At 62.0% G+C, this 16851-nt stretch carries 13 protein-coding genes and 2 pseudogenes; 6 read left to right on the forward strand and 9 right to left on the reverse strand.

Annotation, left to right across the window (positions count from 1 at the left end; translation table 11 throughout):
* Window positions 1–398: 398 nt before the first annotated feature.
* Together B2J77_RS21860 and B2J77_RS21865 are read left to right on the forward strand one after the other, a co-directional pair.
* Window positions 399–974, forward strand: a pseudogene (locus tag B2J77_RS21860) (PAS domain S-box protein); the annotation flags it as partial.
* Between the two features lie 105 nt (window positions 975–1079).
* Window positions 1080–1511 (forward strand): annotated as a pseudogene (locus B2J77_RS21865) (methyl-accepting chemotaxis protein); the annotation flags it as partial.
* Window positions 1512–1627: 116 nt separating this feature from the next.
* Here B2J77_RS21865 and B2J77_RS07625 read toward each other — a convergent pair.
* From B2J77_RS07625 to gloB, 7 genes are all read right to left on the reverse strand, one after another.
* On the reverse strand, window positions 1628–3235 hold the full coding sequence (locus tag B2J77_RS07625; RefSeq protein WP_078478303.1) for an ABC transporter ATP-binding protein: 1608 nt from the start codon (window positions 3233–3235) through the stop codon (window positions 1628–1630).
* Window position 3236: 1 nt separating this feature from the next.
* Window positions 3237–4256 carry an ABC transporter permease gene (locus tag B2J77_RS07630; RefSeq protein ID WP_058605100.1) on the reverse strand — a complete coding sequence of 340 codons (1020 nt, stop codon included), beginning with the start codon at window positions 4254–4256 and terminating at the stop codon, window positions 3237–3239.
* 1 nt (window position 4257) lies between these two features.
* The gene (locus B2J77_RS07635; protein ID WP_023534831.1) at window positions 4258–5331 is read right to left on the reverse strand and encodes a microcin C ABC transporter permease YejB; all 1074 of its coding nucleotides are present in this window, start codon (window positions 5329–5331) and stop codon (window positions 4258–4260) included.
* 1 nt (window position 5332) lies between these two features.
* Complete coding sequence (locus B2J77_RS07640) at window positions 5333–7168, reverse strand: extracellular solute-binding protein (protein WP_078478304.1); 1836 nt, start codon at window positions 7166–7168, stop codon at window positions 5333–5335.
* Window positions 7165–8994 carry an extracellular solute-binding protein gene (locus B2J77_RS07645; RefSeq protein WP_078478305.1) on the reverse strand — a complete coding sequence of 610 codons (1830 nt, stop codon included), beginning with the start codon at window positions 8992–8994 and terminating at the stop codon, window positions 7165–7167. Before B2J77_RS07645 ends, B2J77_RS07640 begins: the two co-directional genes overlap by 4 nt.
* A 128-nt stretch (window positions 8995–9122) precedes the next feature.
* Window positions 9123–10553, reverse strand: a complete 1431-nt coding sequence (locus B2J77_RS07650) for a lytic transglycosylase domain-containing protein (RefSeq protein WP_078478306.1) — start codon at window positions 10551–10553, stop codon at window positions 9123–9125.
* Window positions 10554–10653: 100 nt separating this feature from the next.
* Complete coding sequence (gene gloB, locus B2J77_RS07655; RefSeq protein WP_078478307.1) at window positions 10654–11433, reverse strand: hydroxyacylglutathione hydrolase; 780 nt, start codon at window positions 11431–11433, stop codon at window positions 10654–10656.
* An 86-nt stretch (window positions 11434–11519) separates the two neighbouring features.
* Here gloB and B2J77_RS21460 point away from each other — a divergent pair, with 86 nt between their 5' ends.
* The 3 genes from B2J77_RS21460 (at window position 11520) to dnaQ (ending at window position 13613) form a co-directional block, all read left to right on the forward strand.
* Window positions 11520–12293: a class I SAM-dependent methyltransferase gene (locus B2J77_RS21460; protein WP_058639801.1), complete on the forward strand. Its 774-nt coding sequence runs from the start codon at window positions 11520–11522 to the stop codon at window positions 12291–12293.
* A gap of 13 nt (window positions 12294–12306) precedes the next feature.
* A complete protein-coding gene (rnhA, locus tag B2J77_RS07665) occupies window positions 12307–12753 on the forward strand; it encodes a ribonuclease HI (protein WP_058639800.1) in 447 nt (148 codons plus the stop codon).
* A gap of 155 nt (window positions 12754–12908) precedes the next feature.
* Window positions 12909–13613, forward strand: a complete 705-nt coding sequence (gene dnaQ, locus B2J77_RS07670; RefSeq protein ID WP_230376715.1) for a DNA polymerase III subunit epsilon — start codon at window positions 12909–12911, stop codon at window positions 13611–13613.
* Between the two features lie 88 nt (window positions 13614–13701).
* Here dnaQ and B2J77_RS07675 read toward each other — a convergent pair whose 3' ends face one another.
* The gene (locus tag B2J77_RS07675; RefSeq protein WP_023534782.1) at window positions 13702–13920 is read right to left on the reverse strand and encodes a hypothetical protein; all 219 of its coding nucleotides are present in this window, start codon (window positions 13918–13920) and stop codon (window positions 13702–13704) included.
* A gap of 154 nt (window positions 13921–14074) precedes the next feature.
* Between B2J77_RS07675 and B2J77_RS07680 the strand changes: the two genes are divergently transcribed.
* The gene (locus B2J77_RS07680) at window positions 14075–14635 is read left to right on the forward strand and encodes an NADPH-dependent FMN reductase (RefSeq protein ID WP_078478309.1); all 561 of its coding nucleotides are present in this window, start codon (window positions 14075–14077) and stop codon (window positions 14633–14635) included.
* A gap of 82 nt (window positions 14636–14717) precedes the next feature.
* Here the strand turns inward: B2J77_RS07680 and B2J77_RS07685 are convergent, their stop codons facing one another.
* The gene (locus tag B2J77_RS07685) at window positions 14718–16790 is read right to left on the reverse strand and encodes a TonB-dependent receptor family protein (RefSeq protein ID WP_078478310.1); all 2073 of its coding nucleotides are present in this window, start codon (window positions 16788–16790) and stop codon (window positions 14718–14720) included.
* Window positions 16791–16851: the final 61 nt, after the last annotated feature.

Consider the following 16851-nt stretch of genomic DNA (forward strand, 5'->3'; position numbering starts at 1 on the left):
GGGTCGTACCGGGTCATAAGGAGACTGACGTTATTTATGCGCGTTCTGGGCGATGAAGAAAGACGATTGTCTTCAGTTTTTCTGAAAACGCTCCACGCGGCAGCGCGGAGCAAAGGCCCTTGTATTGAACCTGTACACAGGTGATTTCTTGTACAGAAAGGTGATATCTGGATGATGGCGTCCTTCCCCGCGCCTTCGTCCCGTTCAATCACATTTATTAAGCCTGTCTATAGGAACGACCGCCGTATCTTCGAGTCGAAACGGCATCAGGGACGTGATGGACAGACCCCAGGCATCCTTTAGACCGCGCTGTGGGCCTGTACAAGTATTGACTGATCTGTCACACGTAAGCAGTGACAGTACGCTGGTGCTGACGCACCCCACCCTCAGGTGACCCCATGTTCAATCGGCAACTCAAAGCTACCTTGGCCGCCCGCGAAACCGAACTGGCTACGCTTCGCCAGCGCCTGGACGTTTTGGAAAACGGCGCATTCTTGCGCCTTGATGCACAACGTCGCGCTCTCGAATGCAGCCCGGCGTTCGCCACTGCCTTGGGCGTTTCGCCCGAAGCGGTGGTAGGGCAGCCACTCGGGAACTGGCTGGCCGCTCCTGCGCAAGAAAGCCAGGCGCTGCTGGAGGCCCTGTTGCGCTCCAGCGCCATCATCCAGTTCGACCTTGAGGGCAAGGTGCTGGCCGCCAACCCCAACTTCCTGACGGCGTTGGGTTACCGCCTGGACGACGTGGTGGGGCAGCATCACCGCATGTTCTGCAGCCCTGATGAGGTCAAGGGCGAGGCATACAGCAACTTTTGGCGCACCCTCAACGCAGGTCGCTATGTGACCGGGCGTTTCAAACGCCTGGACCGCCACGGGCATGAGGTCTGGCTCGAGGCCAGCTACAACCCGGTCAGCGATGCCAGCGGCAAGCTGGTGAGGGTGGTCAAGTTCGCTTCCTTGGTGACCGACCAGGTGCAGCGTGAAGAGGCCGTCAAGCAAGCGGCGCAGGTGGCGCTGGAAGTGTCGCTGCAAACCGATGGCAGCGCCAGCGAAGGGGTCGTGGTCATGCAGGAAGTGGGGCAGTCCATGCAGGGGGTCGCGCGTCAACTGCAGTCGGCCGGTGACACCATCAGCGCGCTCGGCCAGCAATCGACGGTGATCAGTGCCATCGTCCAGACCATTGGCGCCATTGCATCGCAAACCAACTTGTTGGCGCTCAACGCAGCCATCGAGGCGGCGCGGGCGGGTGATCAGGGGCGCGGCTTCGCCGTGGTGGCAGACGAGGTGCGCAAACTGGCCGGACGTACCAGCGCGGCCACGGCGGAAATCGATGCGGTGGTGGCACGTAACCAAGCGTTGGTGACCCAGGCCGTGGGCGAAGTGCAAAGCAGCCGTGCCGAAGCGGCTAACGGCCTGCAGCTGGCTGACCATGCAGGGCATGTAATCAGCAGTATTCAGGAAGGCGCCAAGCGCGTGGTCGGCGCTGTCGAGCGGGTCAGCAAGGACCTGCGTTAGCGTCCTGCAGGTCAGGGCGCAGTGTGAAACGCCCGCCGCCGCCTGACAGCGTGTCAAACCGACGCGCCCTGTAGAAGAGCGCGTCGGGCCGGGACACGGTTAACGCGCCGTGGGCGTTAACGGGCTTCAGGCTGCAAGAACGCGGCCTCCAGCAGTTGCTGGGTGTAGGGGTGTTGCGGGGCCTGAAAGATGGTTTGAGCATCCCCTTGCTCGACCACATGGCCTTGCTTGATCACCATCAGCTGATGGCTCAAAGCCTTGACCACTGCCAGGTCGTGACTGATGAACAGGTAGGTGAGGTTGTATTTCTGCTGCAGGTTGCGCAGCAGCTCAACCACCTGGCGCTGTACCGTCCGGTCCAGCGCGGAGGTGGGCTCGTCCAGCAGGATCAGCGCCGGCTTGAGCACCAGGGCTCTGGCGATCGCGATGCGCTGGCGCTGGCCGCCTGAGAACTCATGGGGGTAGCGATGGCGCGTCTGCGGGTCGAGTCCGACCTCCTGCAGCGCTGCGATGATGGCGGCTTCCTGTTCCTGGGCGGTCCCGATACGGTGGATGCGCAGGCCTTCACCCACAATCTCGGCCACGCTCATGCGCGGGCTGAGGCTGCCGAACGGGTCCTGGAATACCACCTGCATTTCCCGCCGCAGGGGGCGTACGGCTTGCTGGTTCAGCCCTTGCAGTTCTTTCCCGTGGAAGCGGATGCCACCTTGGCTCCCGATCAAGCGCAGAATCGCCAGGCCCAGGGTCGACTTGCCTGAGCCCGACTCGCCCACGATGCCCAGGGTCTGCCCCTGGGGCAGGCTGAAATTGATACCGTCCACGGCTTTGACGTGGTCGACGGTGCGGCGCAGCAAGCCTTTCTTGATCGGAAACCACACCCTCAGGTCATCCACTGCCAGCAGTGGCGAGCCGGGGGTGTTGTGCGCCGGCAAACCGCTGGGTTCGGCGTTGATCAGCATCTGTGTATACGGGTGCTGTGGGGCATCGAATAGCGTGGCGCAGTCGGCTTGTTCGACGATCTGCCCCTGCTGCATCACGCACACCCGGTGCGCGATTCGCCGTACCAGGTTCAGGTCATGGCTGATCAACAACAAGGCCATGCCCAGGCGCGCCTGCAGCGCCTTGAGCAGGTCAAGCACCTTGAGTTGCACGGTCACGTCCAGCGCGGTGGTCGGTTCGTCTGCAATCAACAATTCTGGCTCGTTGGCCAACGCCATGGCGATCATCACACGTTGACGTTGCCCGCCCGAGAGTTCATGGGGTAGGGCCTTGAGGCGCTTGCGCGGCTCTGGGATGCCGACCATCTCCAGTAACTCAAGGGTGCGAGCGGTGGCCTGCTTGCCGGTCAGCCCCTTGTGGATGAGCAGAATTTCGTTGATCTGCTTTTCGATGCAGTGCAGCGGGTTGAGCGAGGTCATCGGCTCCTGGAAGATCATCGCGATACGGTCGCCACGAATGCGCTGCATGCTCTTTTCGTTCTGCTGCAGCAAATCCTTGCCTTGATAGCGGATCGTGCCACCGGGATGACGCGCCAGGGGGTAGGGCAGCAAACGCAGGATAGAGTGGGCAGTCACTGACTTGCCCGAACCGCTTTCTCCGACCAGCGCCAGCGTTTCACCTTTGCGGATGTCGAAGCTGATGCCGTCGACCACCCGGTTGGTGTGCTCGCCGGTCACGAACTCGACGGCAAGGTCACGCACTTCGATCAGGTTTTCTTCGCTCATGTCACTTCCTCGGGTCGAAGGCGTCGCGGGCGGACTCGCCGATAAATACCAGCAGGCTCAGCATCACGGCCAGCACGGCAAATGCGCTGATGCCCAGCCACGGCGCCTGCAGGTTGGACTTGCCCTGCGCAACCAATTCGCCAAGCGACGGAGCGCCCGGAGGCAGGCCGAAGCCGAGAAAGTCCAACGCGGTCAGCGTGCCGATCGCGCCGGTGAGAATGAACGGCATGAACGTCATGGTCGAGATCATGGCATTGGGCAGGATATGCCGGTACATGATCGCGCCGTTGCGCATGCCCAGTGCGCGCGCGGCGCGAACGTACTCCAGGTTGCGTCCGCGCAGGAATTCGGCGCGGACCACGTCCACCAGGCTCATCCAGGAAAACAGCAGCATGATGCCCAGCAACCACCAGAAATTGGGCTGCACGAAGCTGGCCAGGATGATCAGCAGGTAGAGCACTGGCAAGCCGGACCAGATTTCCAGGAAGCGTTGCCCAGCCAAGTCCACCCAGCCACCATAGAACCCCTGCAAGGCACCGGCGATCACGCCGATGATGGAGCTGAGCACGGTCAGGGTCAGGGCGAACAGTACTGAAATGCGGAACCCGTAGATCACCCGTGCCAACACGTCGCGCCCTTGATCATCGGTGCCCAGCCAGTTGTCAGCTGAGGGGGGAGCGGGGGCGGGCACGCGCAGGTCGTAGTTGATGCTCTGGTAGCTGAACGGTATGGGTGCCCACAGCACGAAGCTGTCCTTCTTGGCCAGCAGGTCACGCACGTAGGGGCTCTTGTAGTTGGCTTCCAGCGGGAACTCACCGCCAAACGTGGTTTCCGGGTAACGCTTGAAGGCAGGGAAGTACCACTGGCCGTCGTACTGCACGGCAATGGGCTTGTCGTTGGCGATAAGCTCGGCGCCCAGGCTCAGCCCGAACAGGATCAGGAACAGCCACAGCGACCACCAGCCACGGCGGTTGGCCTTGAAACGCTCGAAGCGACGACGGTTCAGGGGGGACAAGGCCATGTCAGTGCTCCCGGCTGGCAAAGTCGATGCGTGGATCGACCAAGGTGTAGGTCAGGTCGCCGATCAGTTTCACCACCAGCCCCAGGAGGGTGAAGATGAACAGGGTGCCGAAGACCACCGGGTAATCGCGGTTGATGGCCGCTTCGAAACTCATCAGGCCCAGCCCGTCGAGGCTGAAGATCACCTCGATCAGCAGCGAGCCTGTGAAGAAGATGCCGATGAACGCCGAGGGAAAGCCTGCGATCACCAACAACATGGCATTACGGAACACGTGGCCGTACAAGACCCGTGACCGGCTCAGGCCCTTGGCCTTGGCGGTGACCACGTACTGCTTGTTGATCTCGTCGAGAAAGCTGTTCTTGGTGAGCAGCGTCATGGTGGCGAAGTTGCCAATCACCAGGGCCGTGATCGGCAACACCAGGTGCCAGAAATAATCGAGGACCTTGCCCGTGGTGCTCAGCTCATCGAAGTTGTTGGAGGTCAGGCCGCGCAGTGGGAACCAGTCGAAGTAGCTGCCGCCGGCGAACAGCACGATCAGAAGGATCGCGAACAGGAACGCCGGGATGGCATAGCCCACGATGATCGCCGAGCTGGTCCACACATCGAAGTGACTGCCGTGTCTGACCGCCTTGGCGATCCCCAGGGGGATCGAGATCAGGTACATGATCAACGTGCTCCACAGCCCCAGCGAGATCGATACCGGCATCTTCTCCAGGATCAGGTCGATGACCTTGGCGTCACGGAAGAAGCTGTCGCCAAAATCCAGCCGGGCATAGTTCTTGATCATGATCCACAGGCGTTCGGGCGGCGATTTGTCGAAGCCGTACATGCGCTCGATCTCCGCCACCAGCGCAGGGTCCAGGCCTTGGGCACCCCGGTAGTTGGAGCCGGCTACCGACACCTCGGCGCCCCCACCTGCGATTCGGCTGGTGGCGCCTTCGAACCCTTCGAGCTTGGCGATCATTTGCTCTACGGGCCCGCCAGGAGCGGCCTGGACGATGATGAAGTTGATGATCAGGATGCCGAACAATGTGGGGATGATCAGCAGCAGTCGCCGCAGGATATAGGCCAGCATGTCAGTTGGCCTCGCCGGCAGTGGCCTGGCTTGCCTTGGGCGGTGTGCCGGGCTTGATCCACCAGGTGTCGATGCCGATGTCGTACTTGGGCGAAACCTTGGGGTGACCGATGTGGTTCCAATAGGCCACGCGCCAGGTCTTGATGTGCCAGTTCGGAATCACGTAGTAGCCCCACAGCAATACCCGGTCCAGGGCGCGGCAGTGGTCGATCAGGCTCTGGCGCGACTCGGCGTTGATCAGGCCATCGACCAGTTGGTCGATGGCAGGGTCACGCAGGCCGATGAAATTGCGGCTGCCGGGGTTGTCGGCGGCCGCGCTGGACCAGAATTCCCGTTGCTCGTTGCCAGGGGAGTTGGACTGGGGGTAGCCGCCGACAATCATGTCGTAGTCGCGCGAGCGCAGGCGGGTGATGTACTGAGACACATCAACCCGGCGGATGTTTAGCTCGATACCCAGGTCCGCGAGGTTGCGCTTGAAGGGCAGCAAAACCCGCTCAAACTCGGTCTGGGCAAGCAGAAACTCGATGCTGACCGGCTGGCCGTTGGTGTCGACCATCTTGTCGTCGACGATTTTCCAGCCCGCTTCCTGCAGCAACTTGTAGGCTTGGCGCTGCTGTTCCCGGATCATCCCGCTGCCGTCGCTGACCGGGTTATGGAAGTCCTGGGTGAAGACCTGCTCAGGCACCTGGCTGCGCACCGGGTCGAGGATTTTGAGCTCGCCAGGGCCGGGCAGGCCACGGGCCGCCATCTCTGAATTCTCGAAGTAACTGCCGGTGCGCGTATAGGCGCCGTTGAACAGCTGCTTGTTGGTCCATTCGTAGTCCAGCAGCAGGCTCAGCGCCTTGCGCACGCGTATATCCTGGAAGACCGGCCGGCGGATGTTGAAGATGAAGCCCTGCATGCCGGTGGGGTTGCCATTGGGCAGCTCCTCCTTGATCAGGCGGCCATCGCGCACGGCCGGCACGTTGTAGGCTGTGGCCCAGTTCTTGGCGCTGACCTCCAGCGAATAGTCGAAGGCGCCGGCCTTCAGTGCCTCCAGCGCAACCGTAGTGTCGCGGTAGGAATCGAAGGTCATGGCGTCGAAATTGTAGAAACCACGGTTGATGGGCAAGTCCTTGGCCCAATAGTCCTTGACCCGCTCATAGCGCACCGAGCGCCCGGCCTTGACCTCGGCCACCTTGTAGGGCCCGCTGCCCAGCGGAATTTCCAGGTTGCCGCGGTTGAAGTCGCGCTGCGCGTACCAATGCTTGGGCAGCACGGGCAACTGGCCGAGAATCAGCGGCAGTTCACGGTTGCCCTTGTGCTTGAACGTGAACACGACCTTGAGCGGGTCTTCGGCGACCACCTCGGCCACGTCCGCGTAGTACTGGCGGTACAGAGGGGCACCGTCCTTCATCAGCGCATTGAAGGTGAACACCACGTCTTCGGCGCGCATGGGATGGCCATCGTGGAACCGCGCCTCGGGGCGCAGGTAGAAGCGCACCCAGCTGTTGTCAGGCGCCTTCTCGATCTGTCGAGCGACCAGACCATATTCGGTGAAAGGCTCGTCCAGGCTCTGGCGCATCAAGGTGTCGTAGATGATGCTGATGTTTTCGGCCGATACCCCCTTGTTGATGAAGGGGTTGAGGCTGTCGAACCCACCAAAGCTGGACTGGCGGAAGGTGCCACCCTTGGGAGCGTCCGGGTTTACGTAATCGAAGTGCTTGAAATCCGCTGGGTATTTGGGCGGCTCGTCGTACAGGGTGAGTGCGTGCTGCGGCGCTGCCAGCGCGGGAAGGCTCAGGCAGGCCAGCAACAGGCTGCCGGCCAGCCGGCGCAAGGAATGCGTGGGCGTCATTGGGCTTTCTCCGAAGTCTTGATCCACCAGCTGTTCAGCCCGAGGGTATAGGGCGGCGTGGTGACGAAGCCGAACCGATTGCGGTAGGCCAGGCGGTGGTTGTCGAGGTACCAGTTGGGAATCATGTAGTGCTGCCATGACAGCACGCGGTCCAGCGCTCGCGCCGCTGCGACCTGGTCATCACGGGTGCGCGCCGCCAGCAAGGTGTCGAGCAGATGATCGACCACAGGGTCGTCAACCCCGGCGTAGTTCTTGCTGCCTTTGGTGGCCGCCTGGCTTGAATGGAAGTACAGCCACTGCTCGAGGCCCGGGCTCAGGGTCTGGTTCAGGGTCATCAGAATCATGTCGAAGTCGAACTGGTCCAGTCGCTGTTTGTACTGGGCGCGGTCCACGGTTCGCAAGCGCGCGTCTACACCGATGCTGGAGAGGTTTTCGACATACGGTTGCAGGATGCGTTCCAGGTTGGGGTTTACCAGCAGCACTTCCATGCGCAGCGGTTGGCCCTTGCTGTCGACCAGGCGCTGACCCTTGAGCGTCCACCCGGCCTCCGCCAGCAAGGCCAGGGCCTTGCGCAACGTCTGCCGGTCGATCCCGCGCCCGTCCGTGCGGCTGACCTGGTAGGGTTCGGTGAACAGCTTGGCCGGAAGCTGATCGCGAAACGGGGCCAGCAACAGCCATTCCTTGCCCTGGGGCAGGCCGGCGGCTGCGAATTCGCTGTTGGGGTAATAACTGGTCGAACGGCGGTAGGCGCTGCTGAACAGCGCACGGTTGGTCCACTCGAAATCGAACATCAGGCCCAGCGCCTGGCGCACCCGTGGATCGCTGAAGGTGGCCCGACGGCTGTTCATGAACAGGCCTTGGGTCTGGGTCGGGATGCGGTGGGGGATCTGCGCCTTGATCACTTCGCCGCGCCGCACGGCGGGGAAGGTGTAGCCGTTGGCCCAGTTCTTGGCTTGATGCTCTATGTAGATGTCGAACTCGCCTGCCTTGAAGGCTTCGAAGGCAACGGTCGAGTCGCGGTAGAACTCGTACTCGACACGGTCGACGTTGTACTTGCCGCGATTGACTGCCAGGTCCTTGCCCCAGTAGTTTTTCACCCGCTCGAATACCAGGCGCCGGCCTGGCTGTACCTGGGTCACCCTGTAGGGCCCGCTGCCCAGCGGGGGCTCGAAGGTGGTGGCCTTGAAGTCGCGTGTGCGCCAGTAATGCTGGGGCAGAACGGGCATTTCCCCAAGGCGCAGGATGAGCAGCGGGTTGCCGGCACGCTTGAACACGAAGCGGATACGAAGCGGACCGAGAATGTCCACCCGCTGCACTTCCTGCAGGTTGGTCCGGTAAAGCGGATGGCCTTCCTTGAGCAGTGTGCGGAAGGAGAAGGCCACGTCTGCCGACGTGATGGGCTTGCCATCGTGCCAGCGGGCTTGCGGCCGCAGGTTGAACACCACCCAGCTGCGGTCCTGGCTGTATTCGACCGAGCGGGCGATCAGCCCATAACTGGAGGTCGGCTCATCGCCCGAGGGGTCGTACTGGCCGGTGCCCACCATGAGGGTTTCGTTGAGTTCGTTGACCCCATACTGTTGAAAGTTGGGCGTGCTCACCGGGCTCGTACCCTTGAAGGTATAGGGGTTGAGGGTGTCGAACGTACCGAAGGCCATCGCCCGTAAGGTGCCACCTTTGGGGGCTTGGGGGTTGACCCAGTCGAAATGGGCGAACGAGGCCGGGTATTTGAGCGTGCCGAACTGCGCGTAACCGTGGCTTTCGCTTACGGTTGCGACGGCGGGAAAGCTCAAGGCCAGGCTGAGTGTAAGAAGGAGGGGACGTATCAAGTCGGCATCCGATCCAAAGGCATTGGGCTTTGATCGGGCTACAGTAACAGTTTGCACTGGCGCGGCAAGCGCCAAACGGCAAGAAAACACAGGTACGCGCACGTACGGGTGTCTCCTTGCCGCCAGGGTCAGTGGCCGACGTAGACGGTCAGGGTCTGGCCTGGTTTCAGCGCATGGCCACTGCGCGGGTTCCAGCGCTTGAGGTGGGTCATCTCGACATTGAAGCGTTTGGCCACCAGATACAGCGAATCGCCCTTGCGCACCTTGTATTGAGTGGTGCGTTTTGCCGAACTGGCGACCCGGTTGGCGGCGGCACTGGAGGCTTTGCCGCCGCGCAGGGCTAGCACCTGGCCTGCCCGCAGGCTGCTACCCGAAAGGCGGTTCCAGCGCTTGATGTCCGCAATGGAGACACGGTTGGCCTTGGCGATGGTCCCCAGGTTGTCACCACGCCTGACCTTGTAGCTGCGCGCGGCTACAGGCGCCTGGGCTTCGGCCACGGCGCGAGCGAAAGCTGCCTTGGGGGGCTGAAGGGTGACCAACTGCTCGGGGTTGAGGTTGGAAAGGCTGGCCGAGAGCAACTGCGCCTTGGCCGTGGGTACCAGCAACTGCTTCGGGCCATCGACCGTCATGCGCTTTTTAAAGGCTGGGTTCAGCTGGATGAGTTCGTCTTCGTCGATGTCGGCGAAGGCAGCCACCCGCGTCAGGTCGAGCCGGTCGTTGATCGCGACGGCCTCGAAGTACGGTTCGTTGGCAATCGGCGTCAGGTTCACGCCGTAGGCTTCAGGCGTGGAAACCACCTGGGACAACGCCAGCAGTTTCGGCACATAGTCACGGGTTTCCTGAGGCAGCGGCAGGTTCCAGTAGTCGGTAGGCAAGCCCAGCTTCTCGTTGCGTTCCATCGCCCGGCTGACCGTGCCTTCTCCAGCGTTGTAGGCCGCCAGTGCCAGCAGCCAGTCGCCGTTGAACATGTCGTGCAGGCGGGTTAGGTAGTCAAGCGCGGCGTTGGTCGAAGCGGTGACATCGCGGCGCCCGTCATAGAAGTTGGTCTGGCGCAGGTTGAAGTGCCGGCCGGTGGCTGGCATGAATTGCCACATGCCGGCTGCACTTGCGCGTGAGTAGGCCATAGGGTTGTAGGCGCTCTCGATCGCCGGCAGCAGGGCCAACTCCAGTGGCATGCCGCGCTCTTCGAGGCGTTCGACGATGTAGTGCAGGTAGAGGCTGCCGCGCTCGCCAGCACTTTCGATGAACGTCGGGTTGCTGGCAAACCACAGGCGCTGCTGATCGATGCGCGGGTTGACGTCGCGGTACTCCTGGAGCACGAAGCCCTGGCGCATGCGTTCCCAGACATCCCGAGGCGCTTGCTCGACCGGCTTGACCAGCAACGGCGCGGGTCTTGGCTTGATTCGCGCTTTCTGGCTGTGCGCGCGGACGCTATCGGCTTCGTCGAGCTGACGTGTGCTCTGGCAGCCCACCAAGGTGGCGGCCAGCGCGAGCGCACTGACCTGGGCCAGGCGCGTCAGCGCGACGGAATGAGAGGTTCTGCGGCTTCGGGAAGACATCGGCGGGCACAGGTATCCGGGCAAAAAATTTCGGCGATTCTAGGAACCGCTCCGGACCGGGTCAACCTCTGACCGCCACTTGCGATATATCTTGGGGTTATCAGAAGCTATCTTTCCAAGACCTCAAGGCAGCAAAAACAGCGACATGCGAGGTGTTGGAATGTCCCTTCCATTCGTCTGCTTTTTGTTTAACAGATGTTTCAGCGGTGCGCAGGAAAGGGTTGGTCAGCCGTTCCAGGGCAATGGTGGTGGGCAACGTAATGCGGTCTTGCGCACGCAGACGGGAAACCGCTTCGAAGCGCTCCAATACATCTTCATTGTCAGGTTCCACGGCCTTGGCGAAACGCAGGTTGCTCAAGGTGTATTCATGGGCGCAGTACACCAGGGTCTCGGCTGGCAGGGCTGCCAGGCGGGCCAGGGCCGGTTGCATCTGCTCGGCAGTGCCCTCGAACATGCGCCCGCACCCAGCTGCGAACAGGGTGTCGCCACTGAACAGTACAGGTGTAGCCGCGCCACCGTTGAAGAACGCAATATGCCCCAGCGTGTGGCCTGGCACGGCAAGCACGTCATACACCTCTCCCAGCACCGTGACCTGATCGCCATCGTCCAGTGCCACATCCCTGCACGGGATGCGCTCGTTGGCCGGGCCGTGTACGTGCGCGCCAGTCAACGCCTTGAGCCGCTCCACACCGCCCACATGGTCATTGTGGTGATGAGTGATGAGCATGTCGGTCAGCTGCCACCCCGGGTGAGCGGCCAGCCACCGTTCTACCGGGCCGGCATCGCCAGGGTCGACCACCGCGCAGTGGCGTTTGGCAGTATCCTGTAACAACCAGATGTAATTGTCCGAGAAAGCGGGCAACGCTTCGATCTGTATCATGGTGGGAATCCGATTCGCCTTGCTTGGCACATGAAGGCATCTTAGCCGCGATGGCGCGGTGGGAGAACCTTCCGAGGAATTGCACAATGACCGACCAAGCCTTCGCCCAGGCCGACCCGGACTGGGTCAAGCTGATCAGCCTGGCCCGTGAGTGGTTTCAGGGCCCGCTCGGCCAGTTGATGCTGCACGAAGAACAGAAGCTGCTGGAGGAAGAGCTGGGGCGCTTCTTCGGTGGCTACCTGGTGCACTACGGCCCCTGCGCCGATGCCCCGCCCAGTGCGCCGAAGGTCCAGCGCAACGTGCGCCTCGGCGCACCGCTGCCGGGGGTGGAGATCGTCTGCGAGGAACAAGCCTGGCCGTTGAGCGAGCACGCGGCCGATGTGGTGGTGTTGCAGCATGGGCTGGATTTCAGCCTGTCGCCCCATGGGCTGTTGCGTGAGGCCGCCAGCGCCGTGCGCCCCGGCGGCCACCTGCTGGTCGTCGGGATCAACCCGTGGAGCAGCTGGGGAGTGCGTCACCTGTTCAGCCGTGGCGCTTTGCGCAAGGCTCGCTGCATCTCGCCTTCGCGACTGGGTGACTGGCTCAATCTACTGGGCTTTGCCTTGGAGAAACGTCGCTTCGGGTGCTATCGTCCGCCGCTTGCTTCGCCTGCCTGGCAGCAGCGCCTGCAAGGGTGGGAACGCATGGCGGGCGGTTGGCAGAGCGCTGGCGGCGGTGTCTATGTGCTGGTGGCGCGCAAGATGGTCGTGGGCCTGCGGCCGCTGCGGCCCCAGCGTCGCGAGCCGATGGGCAAGTTACTGCCGTTGCCATTGGCCAAGGTCAACCGCACCTCGGCGACCCCCGATCCCGATAAGCAGTGAATACGAGTGGTACATGAGCGATAGCGTCGAAATGTTTACCGATGGTGCCTGCAAGGGCAACCCTGGCCCCGGCGGCTGGGGTGTGCTGATGATTTTCAAGGGCGTTGAAAAAGAGTTGTGGGGCGGCGAACGTGAGACCACCAACAACCGCATGGAGTTGATGGCCGCCATCCAGGGGCTCATGGCGCTCAAACGTGAGTGCGAGGTCGTGCTGACGACTGACTCGCAGTACGTGATGAAAGGCATCAGCGAGTGGATGGTCAACTGGAAAAAGCGTGGCTGGAAGACCGCGGCCAAGGAGCCTGTGAAGAATGCCGACCTGTGGCAGTTGCTGGACGAACAGGTCAACCGCCACAAGGTGACCTGGAAGTGGGTGCGCGGCCACATTGGCCACCCCGGCAACGAGCGTGCGGACCAGCTGGCCAACCGTGGCGTAGACGAAGTACGCGCCCGCGCCTGAAGCCCTGAACTCGATCCCAGGTGCGAAGGGGGCACAGCGCTTGCCTTCGGCCTGCTGTTATACTGCGCACCTTTGTAAGCGATGCAAGTTGGAGTCCCCAGGTGGAGCAACAGCAAGACAAGCGGTTCGTTATCCTCGATACCGAAACCACGGGTATGCCGGTCAGCGAGGGGCACCGCATCATCGAGATCGGCTGCGTCGAGGTGGTCGGCAGGCGTCTGACAGGCAGGCACTTCCACGTCTACCTGCAGCCTGACCGCGAAAGTGACGAGGGCGCGATCAACGTCCATGGCATCACTGACGCCTTTCTGGTTGGCAAACCTCGCTTCAGCGACGTAGCCGAGGAGTTCTTCGCGTTCATCAAGGGCGCTACGCTGGTCATCCATAACGCAGCGTTCGACGTGGGGTTCATCAACAACGAGTTCGCGCTGCTGGGGCAGCAGGACCGTGCCGACCTCTCCCAGCACTGCACCATTCTCGACACCTTGTTGCTGGCGCGGGCGCGTCATCCTGGGCAACGCAACAGCCTGGATGCCCTGTGCAAACGCTACGATATCGACAACTCGGGGCGCGAACTGCACGGCGCGCTGCTCGACGCCGAGCTGCTGGCAGATGTCTATCTGGCGATGACCGGCGGCCAGACCAGCCTGTCGTTGGCAGGGCACGGCAGCGATTCGGACGAAAACGGGCAGGGCAGTGGTGGAACTGACATACGCCGCATCAGCGGACGTGCGCCAGGCCGGGTCATTCTGGCCACACCGGATGAGCTGGAATCACATGCCGAACGTCTTGCAGCGATTGCAAAGTCCGCCGGCGGCCCCTCGCTCTGGCAGGCGCTGACCGAGCGGTCAGCGGACTGAAAAAGTCACGGCCCGTTGCTGTTCAATCCAGGCCCGCAAAATCGGTACAAACATGATTGAGTAGCAACAGGCTAGTACTGTCTCCCTGTCATGGGATACGAATGATTTCGACACCGGTGCGGGCAAGCTCGAATCGATTTTCACCCAGGTAGTTGACGCGGTCGCCGATGGCAAGGCGGTAAGTAGTGATAGGTGCGCCGGTCGTGCTGCCGTCCAGTTGCAGGGTAGATTCCTGGAACTCGTGAACGGGATAAATACGGCCTTCGGCGTCGCGGGCATGGAATTGGCCGACCATTACTGCTGCCATTTGGGTGGAACCCTCTGAATTGCGTAGGAAATGTCTGTAGCAGTAGACCTTCCAAGGGCAAGGGAAGTTTTCGCGGCCAGGAAAAAAACCAAAGCCGCGCAAAACGGTCATCTATAACTACATCGTCCCTGAAAACGTGAAGTTGGAGATTGCCATGACCCAGGTCTATTCGGTTGCCGTCGTCGTCGGTAGCCTGCGCAAGGATTCCTATAACCGCAAGGTGGCCCGCGCGCTGTCTGAGCTGGCGCCGTCTAGCCTGGCACTGAAGATCGTCGAGATCGGCGACTTACCCATGTATAACGAAGACCTGGAAACCGATGCTCCGCCAACTGCCTGGACACGCTTTCGGGAGGACATCAAGGGCAGCGATGCGGTGCTCTTCGTCACGCCAGAGTACAACCGGACCATGCCAGGCTGCCTGAAAAATGCCATCGACGTGGGTTCAAGGCCTTACGGGCAAAGCGCGTGGGGCGGTAAACCGGCAGCCGTGGCGAGTGTGTCGCCAGGCGCGATCGGCGGCTTTGGTGCCAACCATTCGGTGCGTCAGTCTCTGGTGTTCCTGGACATGCCGTGCATGCAGATGCCGGAGGCCTACATCGGCGGCGCTGCCAGCTTGTTCGACGAGTCAGGCAAGCTCAACGACAAAACCCGGCCGTTTCTGCAGGGCTTCATCGACAAGTTTGCCTCTTGGGTGAAGCTCAATCGGTCCGTATGACGGTGGGCTAGGCGGCGCCACATTGCGCGGGCCAGCCGGCCGGCGCAATGTTTGTCAGCCAGAGAATGCTCGATTGTGGCAGTCAATGGAAGGTATAGGACACTCCGGCATAGACCGCAGCGCCTTCCCCCGGGGTCGAGCGGGCAATGTCGCGCCCTGCGTCATTGAAGCCTGGGGTAACGGTCGCCGCGTAACGTTTGTTGGTCAGGTTGCGTAGGTCCAGCCATGTCTGCCAGTCACGCTGCGGCGAGTCCCAACCGAGACGGGCACCGAGCGTAGCGTAATCGTCGGCGTGGTAGCTGTTGGCGTAGTCCACTTGCACCTTGGACGCCATCTGCGTGTTGAGCCCGGCGTAGAAGCCATTGGGCCAGTCGAAGCGCAACTCGGCCTGGTAGTAATGCATGGGGATGCCCGGCAGGCGGTTGTGGCCGAATTTTTCGTCGTCGCGGTAATGGAAGTCACTGAAGGTATAGGCCTGGCGCAGGCTCAGGCGGCCCATGCCAGACTGTTCCCACAGGGTGCTGTCCAGCCCGGCCTCCACCCCTTGATGCACCGTGGCGCTGGCGTTGAATTCCGAGGTGAAGTTCGGCACCACCTCGACCGCGAGCAGTTCGTGGCGTACCTGGGAGTAGTACCAGGCAAGGTCCCATCGCCCGACCGTGGACTCGCCGCGCGCACCCACCTCCAGCGTGGTGGCGGTCTGGTTCTGCATTTTGATCGGTTGAATCTGCTTGCCGCCAACGCTTGGCGCACTCCAGATCAATGACCAAGGGTGCGGCGGTTCTACCGACCGGCTGAGGTTGCCGTATACCTGCAGGTCGGGGCGTATGTCGTAGCGCAGGCCCACCCGTGGCGCATAGTCCCAGTCGTGCAGGGACACCTTGCCGCCCTGGGCAGGGTAGGTCACGTCGCTCTCGCGGCGGGTATAGATCGCGGCCAGGCCTGTGGTCAGCCACACATTGGGTACCAGCTCCAGGTCGTTACCCACGTGCAACACGGTGTCTGAGCCTTGGTAGGTAAAGTCTCGGGTGCGGTCTGCGAATACATGGCCGTTACGAGCAAACTGCGACGCGCCGCTGTTGGGCAGGTGTTTGGTGGTGCGCCAGCCGATAGTGGACTTGCTTTCACGCCCGAACAACGTATCGCGGCGCCTGTAGTCGAGTGTGCCGCTGACGTCGGTATAGGCGACTTTCAGGCGCATGGGCCCTTCGCGAAGGTCCATGGGGTAATCGTGGTACACCAGGCCAGCTTCAAGCTTGGCGTCATCATCGAGGTAAAAGGTTGTTTTGTTGCCCACCCAGGTGCTGCCCGGTTGCGGGCGACTGTCATCGCGAGCCAGGTAGCTTGGGTTGGCTGCCCGCGGGTGGTGCTTGATCTGGTCTTTGGTCAGGCGGCCGGCCAGTTCGTTTTCGGTTTCCCGGTAACGCAGGTAGAACCGCGTTTCCAGGTTCGGGTTGAAGCGGTAGCCGATGTTGGCGGCAATACCGCTGGCGCTGCCACTGCTGTGCCGCTGATAGCCGTTGTACTCGACGTCGGTAAGGGCCACGTAGTAATCCAGGCCACCGAGCACCTGGCCCGAGCTGATGTGCCGATGCTGATAGCCCCGGCTGCCCACTTCGTAACGTATCTGCAATGGCGCGGCATCGCGGCCCGTGTGGGTGACATAGTTGATCGCGCCGCCGAGGGCCAGGGCACCTTGATCAAAGCCATTGGCCCCCCGTAGCACTTCGGCGCGGCTCAACCATAACGGTTCGAACAGCTCGTAGGGCGTGCCACCTGGTCCAGTCAGGGGCAGGCCATCGAACAGGGTGTACACACCCGAGCCATGCGCACCCGGTGCCCGGTTGATGCCCGAGCCACGGATCGACAGCTTGATCCCATCGTTGCCTGCCGACTGGGCGAACACCCCTGGCTGGTAGGCCAGAACGTCCTGATTGCTGGCCACGCGGCCTTGTCCAATGCTGTGCATGTCCACCATGTTGCTGGCGCCCGGTATGGCCCGCAAGCGCTCACTGGCGGCGCTCAGGTCGTCCTGTTCCTCCTCGGTAATCAGCACCTGGCCCAGTTCGACCGGCGCCGCTGCCAGCGCGGGCTGGGCGGCCATGAACACACCCAGCATACCCACGCAGGGGGTAAGGGACAAAACGCAACGCATTGTAGGGCTCCAGATAGATGGCGGACGAATATCAGCATTGAGACGAGCGAGATGGCGCTCG

The sequence above is a fragment of the Pseudomonas parafulva genome, assembly GCF_002021815.1.
GTDB lineage: Bacteria > Pseudomonadota > Gammaproteobacteria > Pseudomonadales > Pseudomonadaceae > Aquipseudomonas > Aquipseudomonas parafulva_B.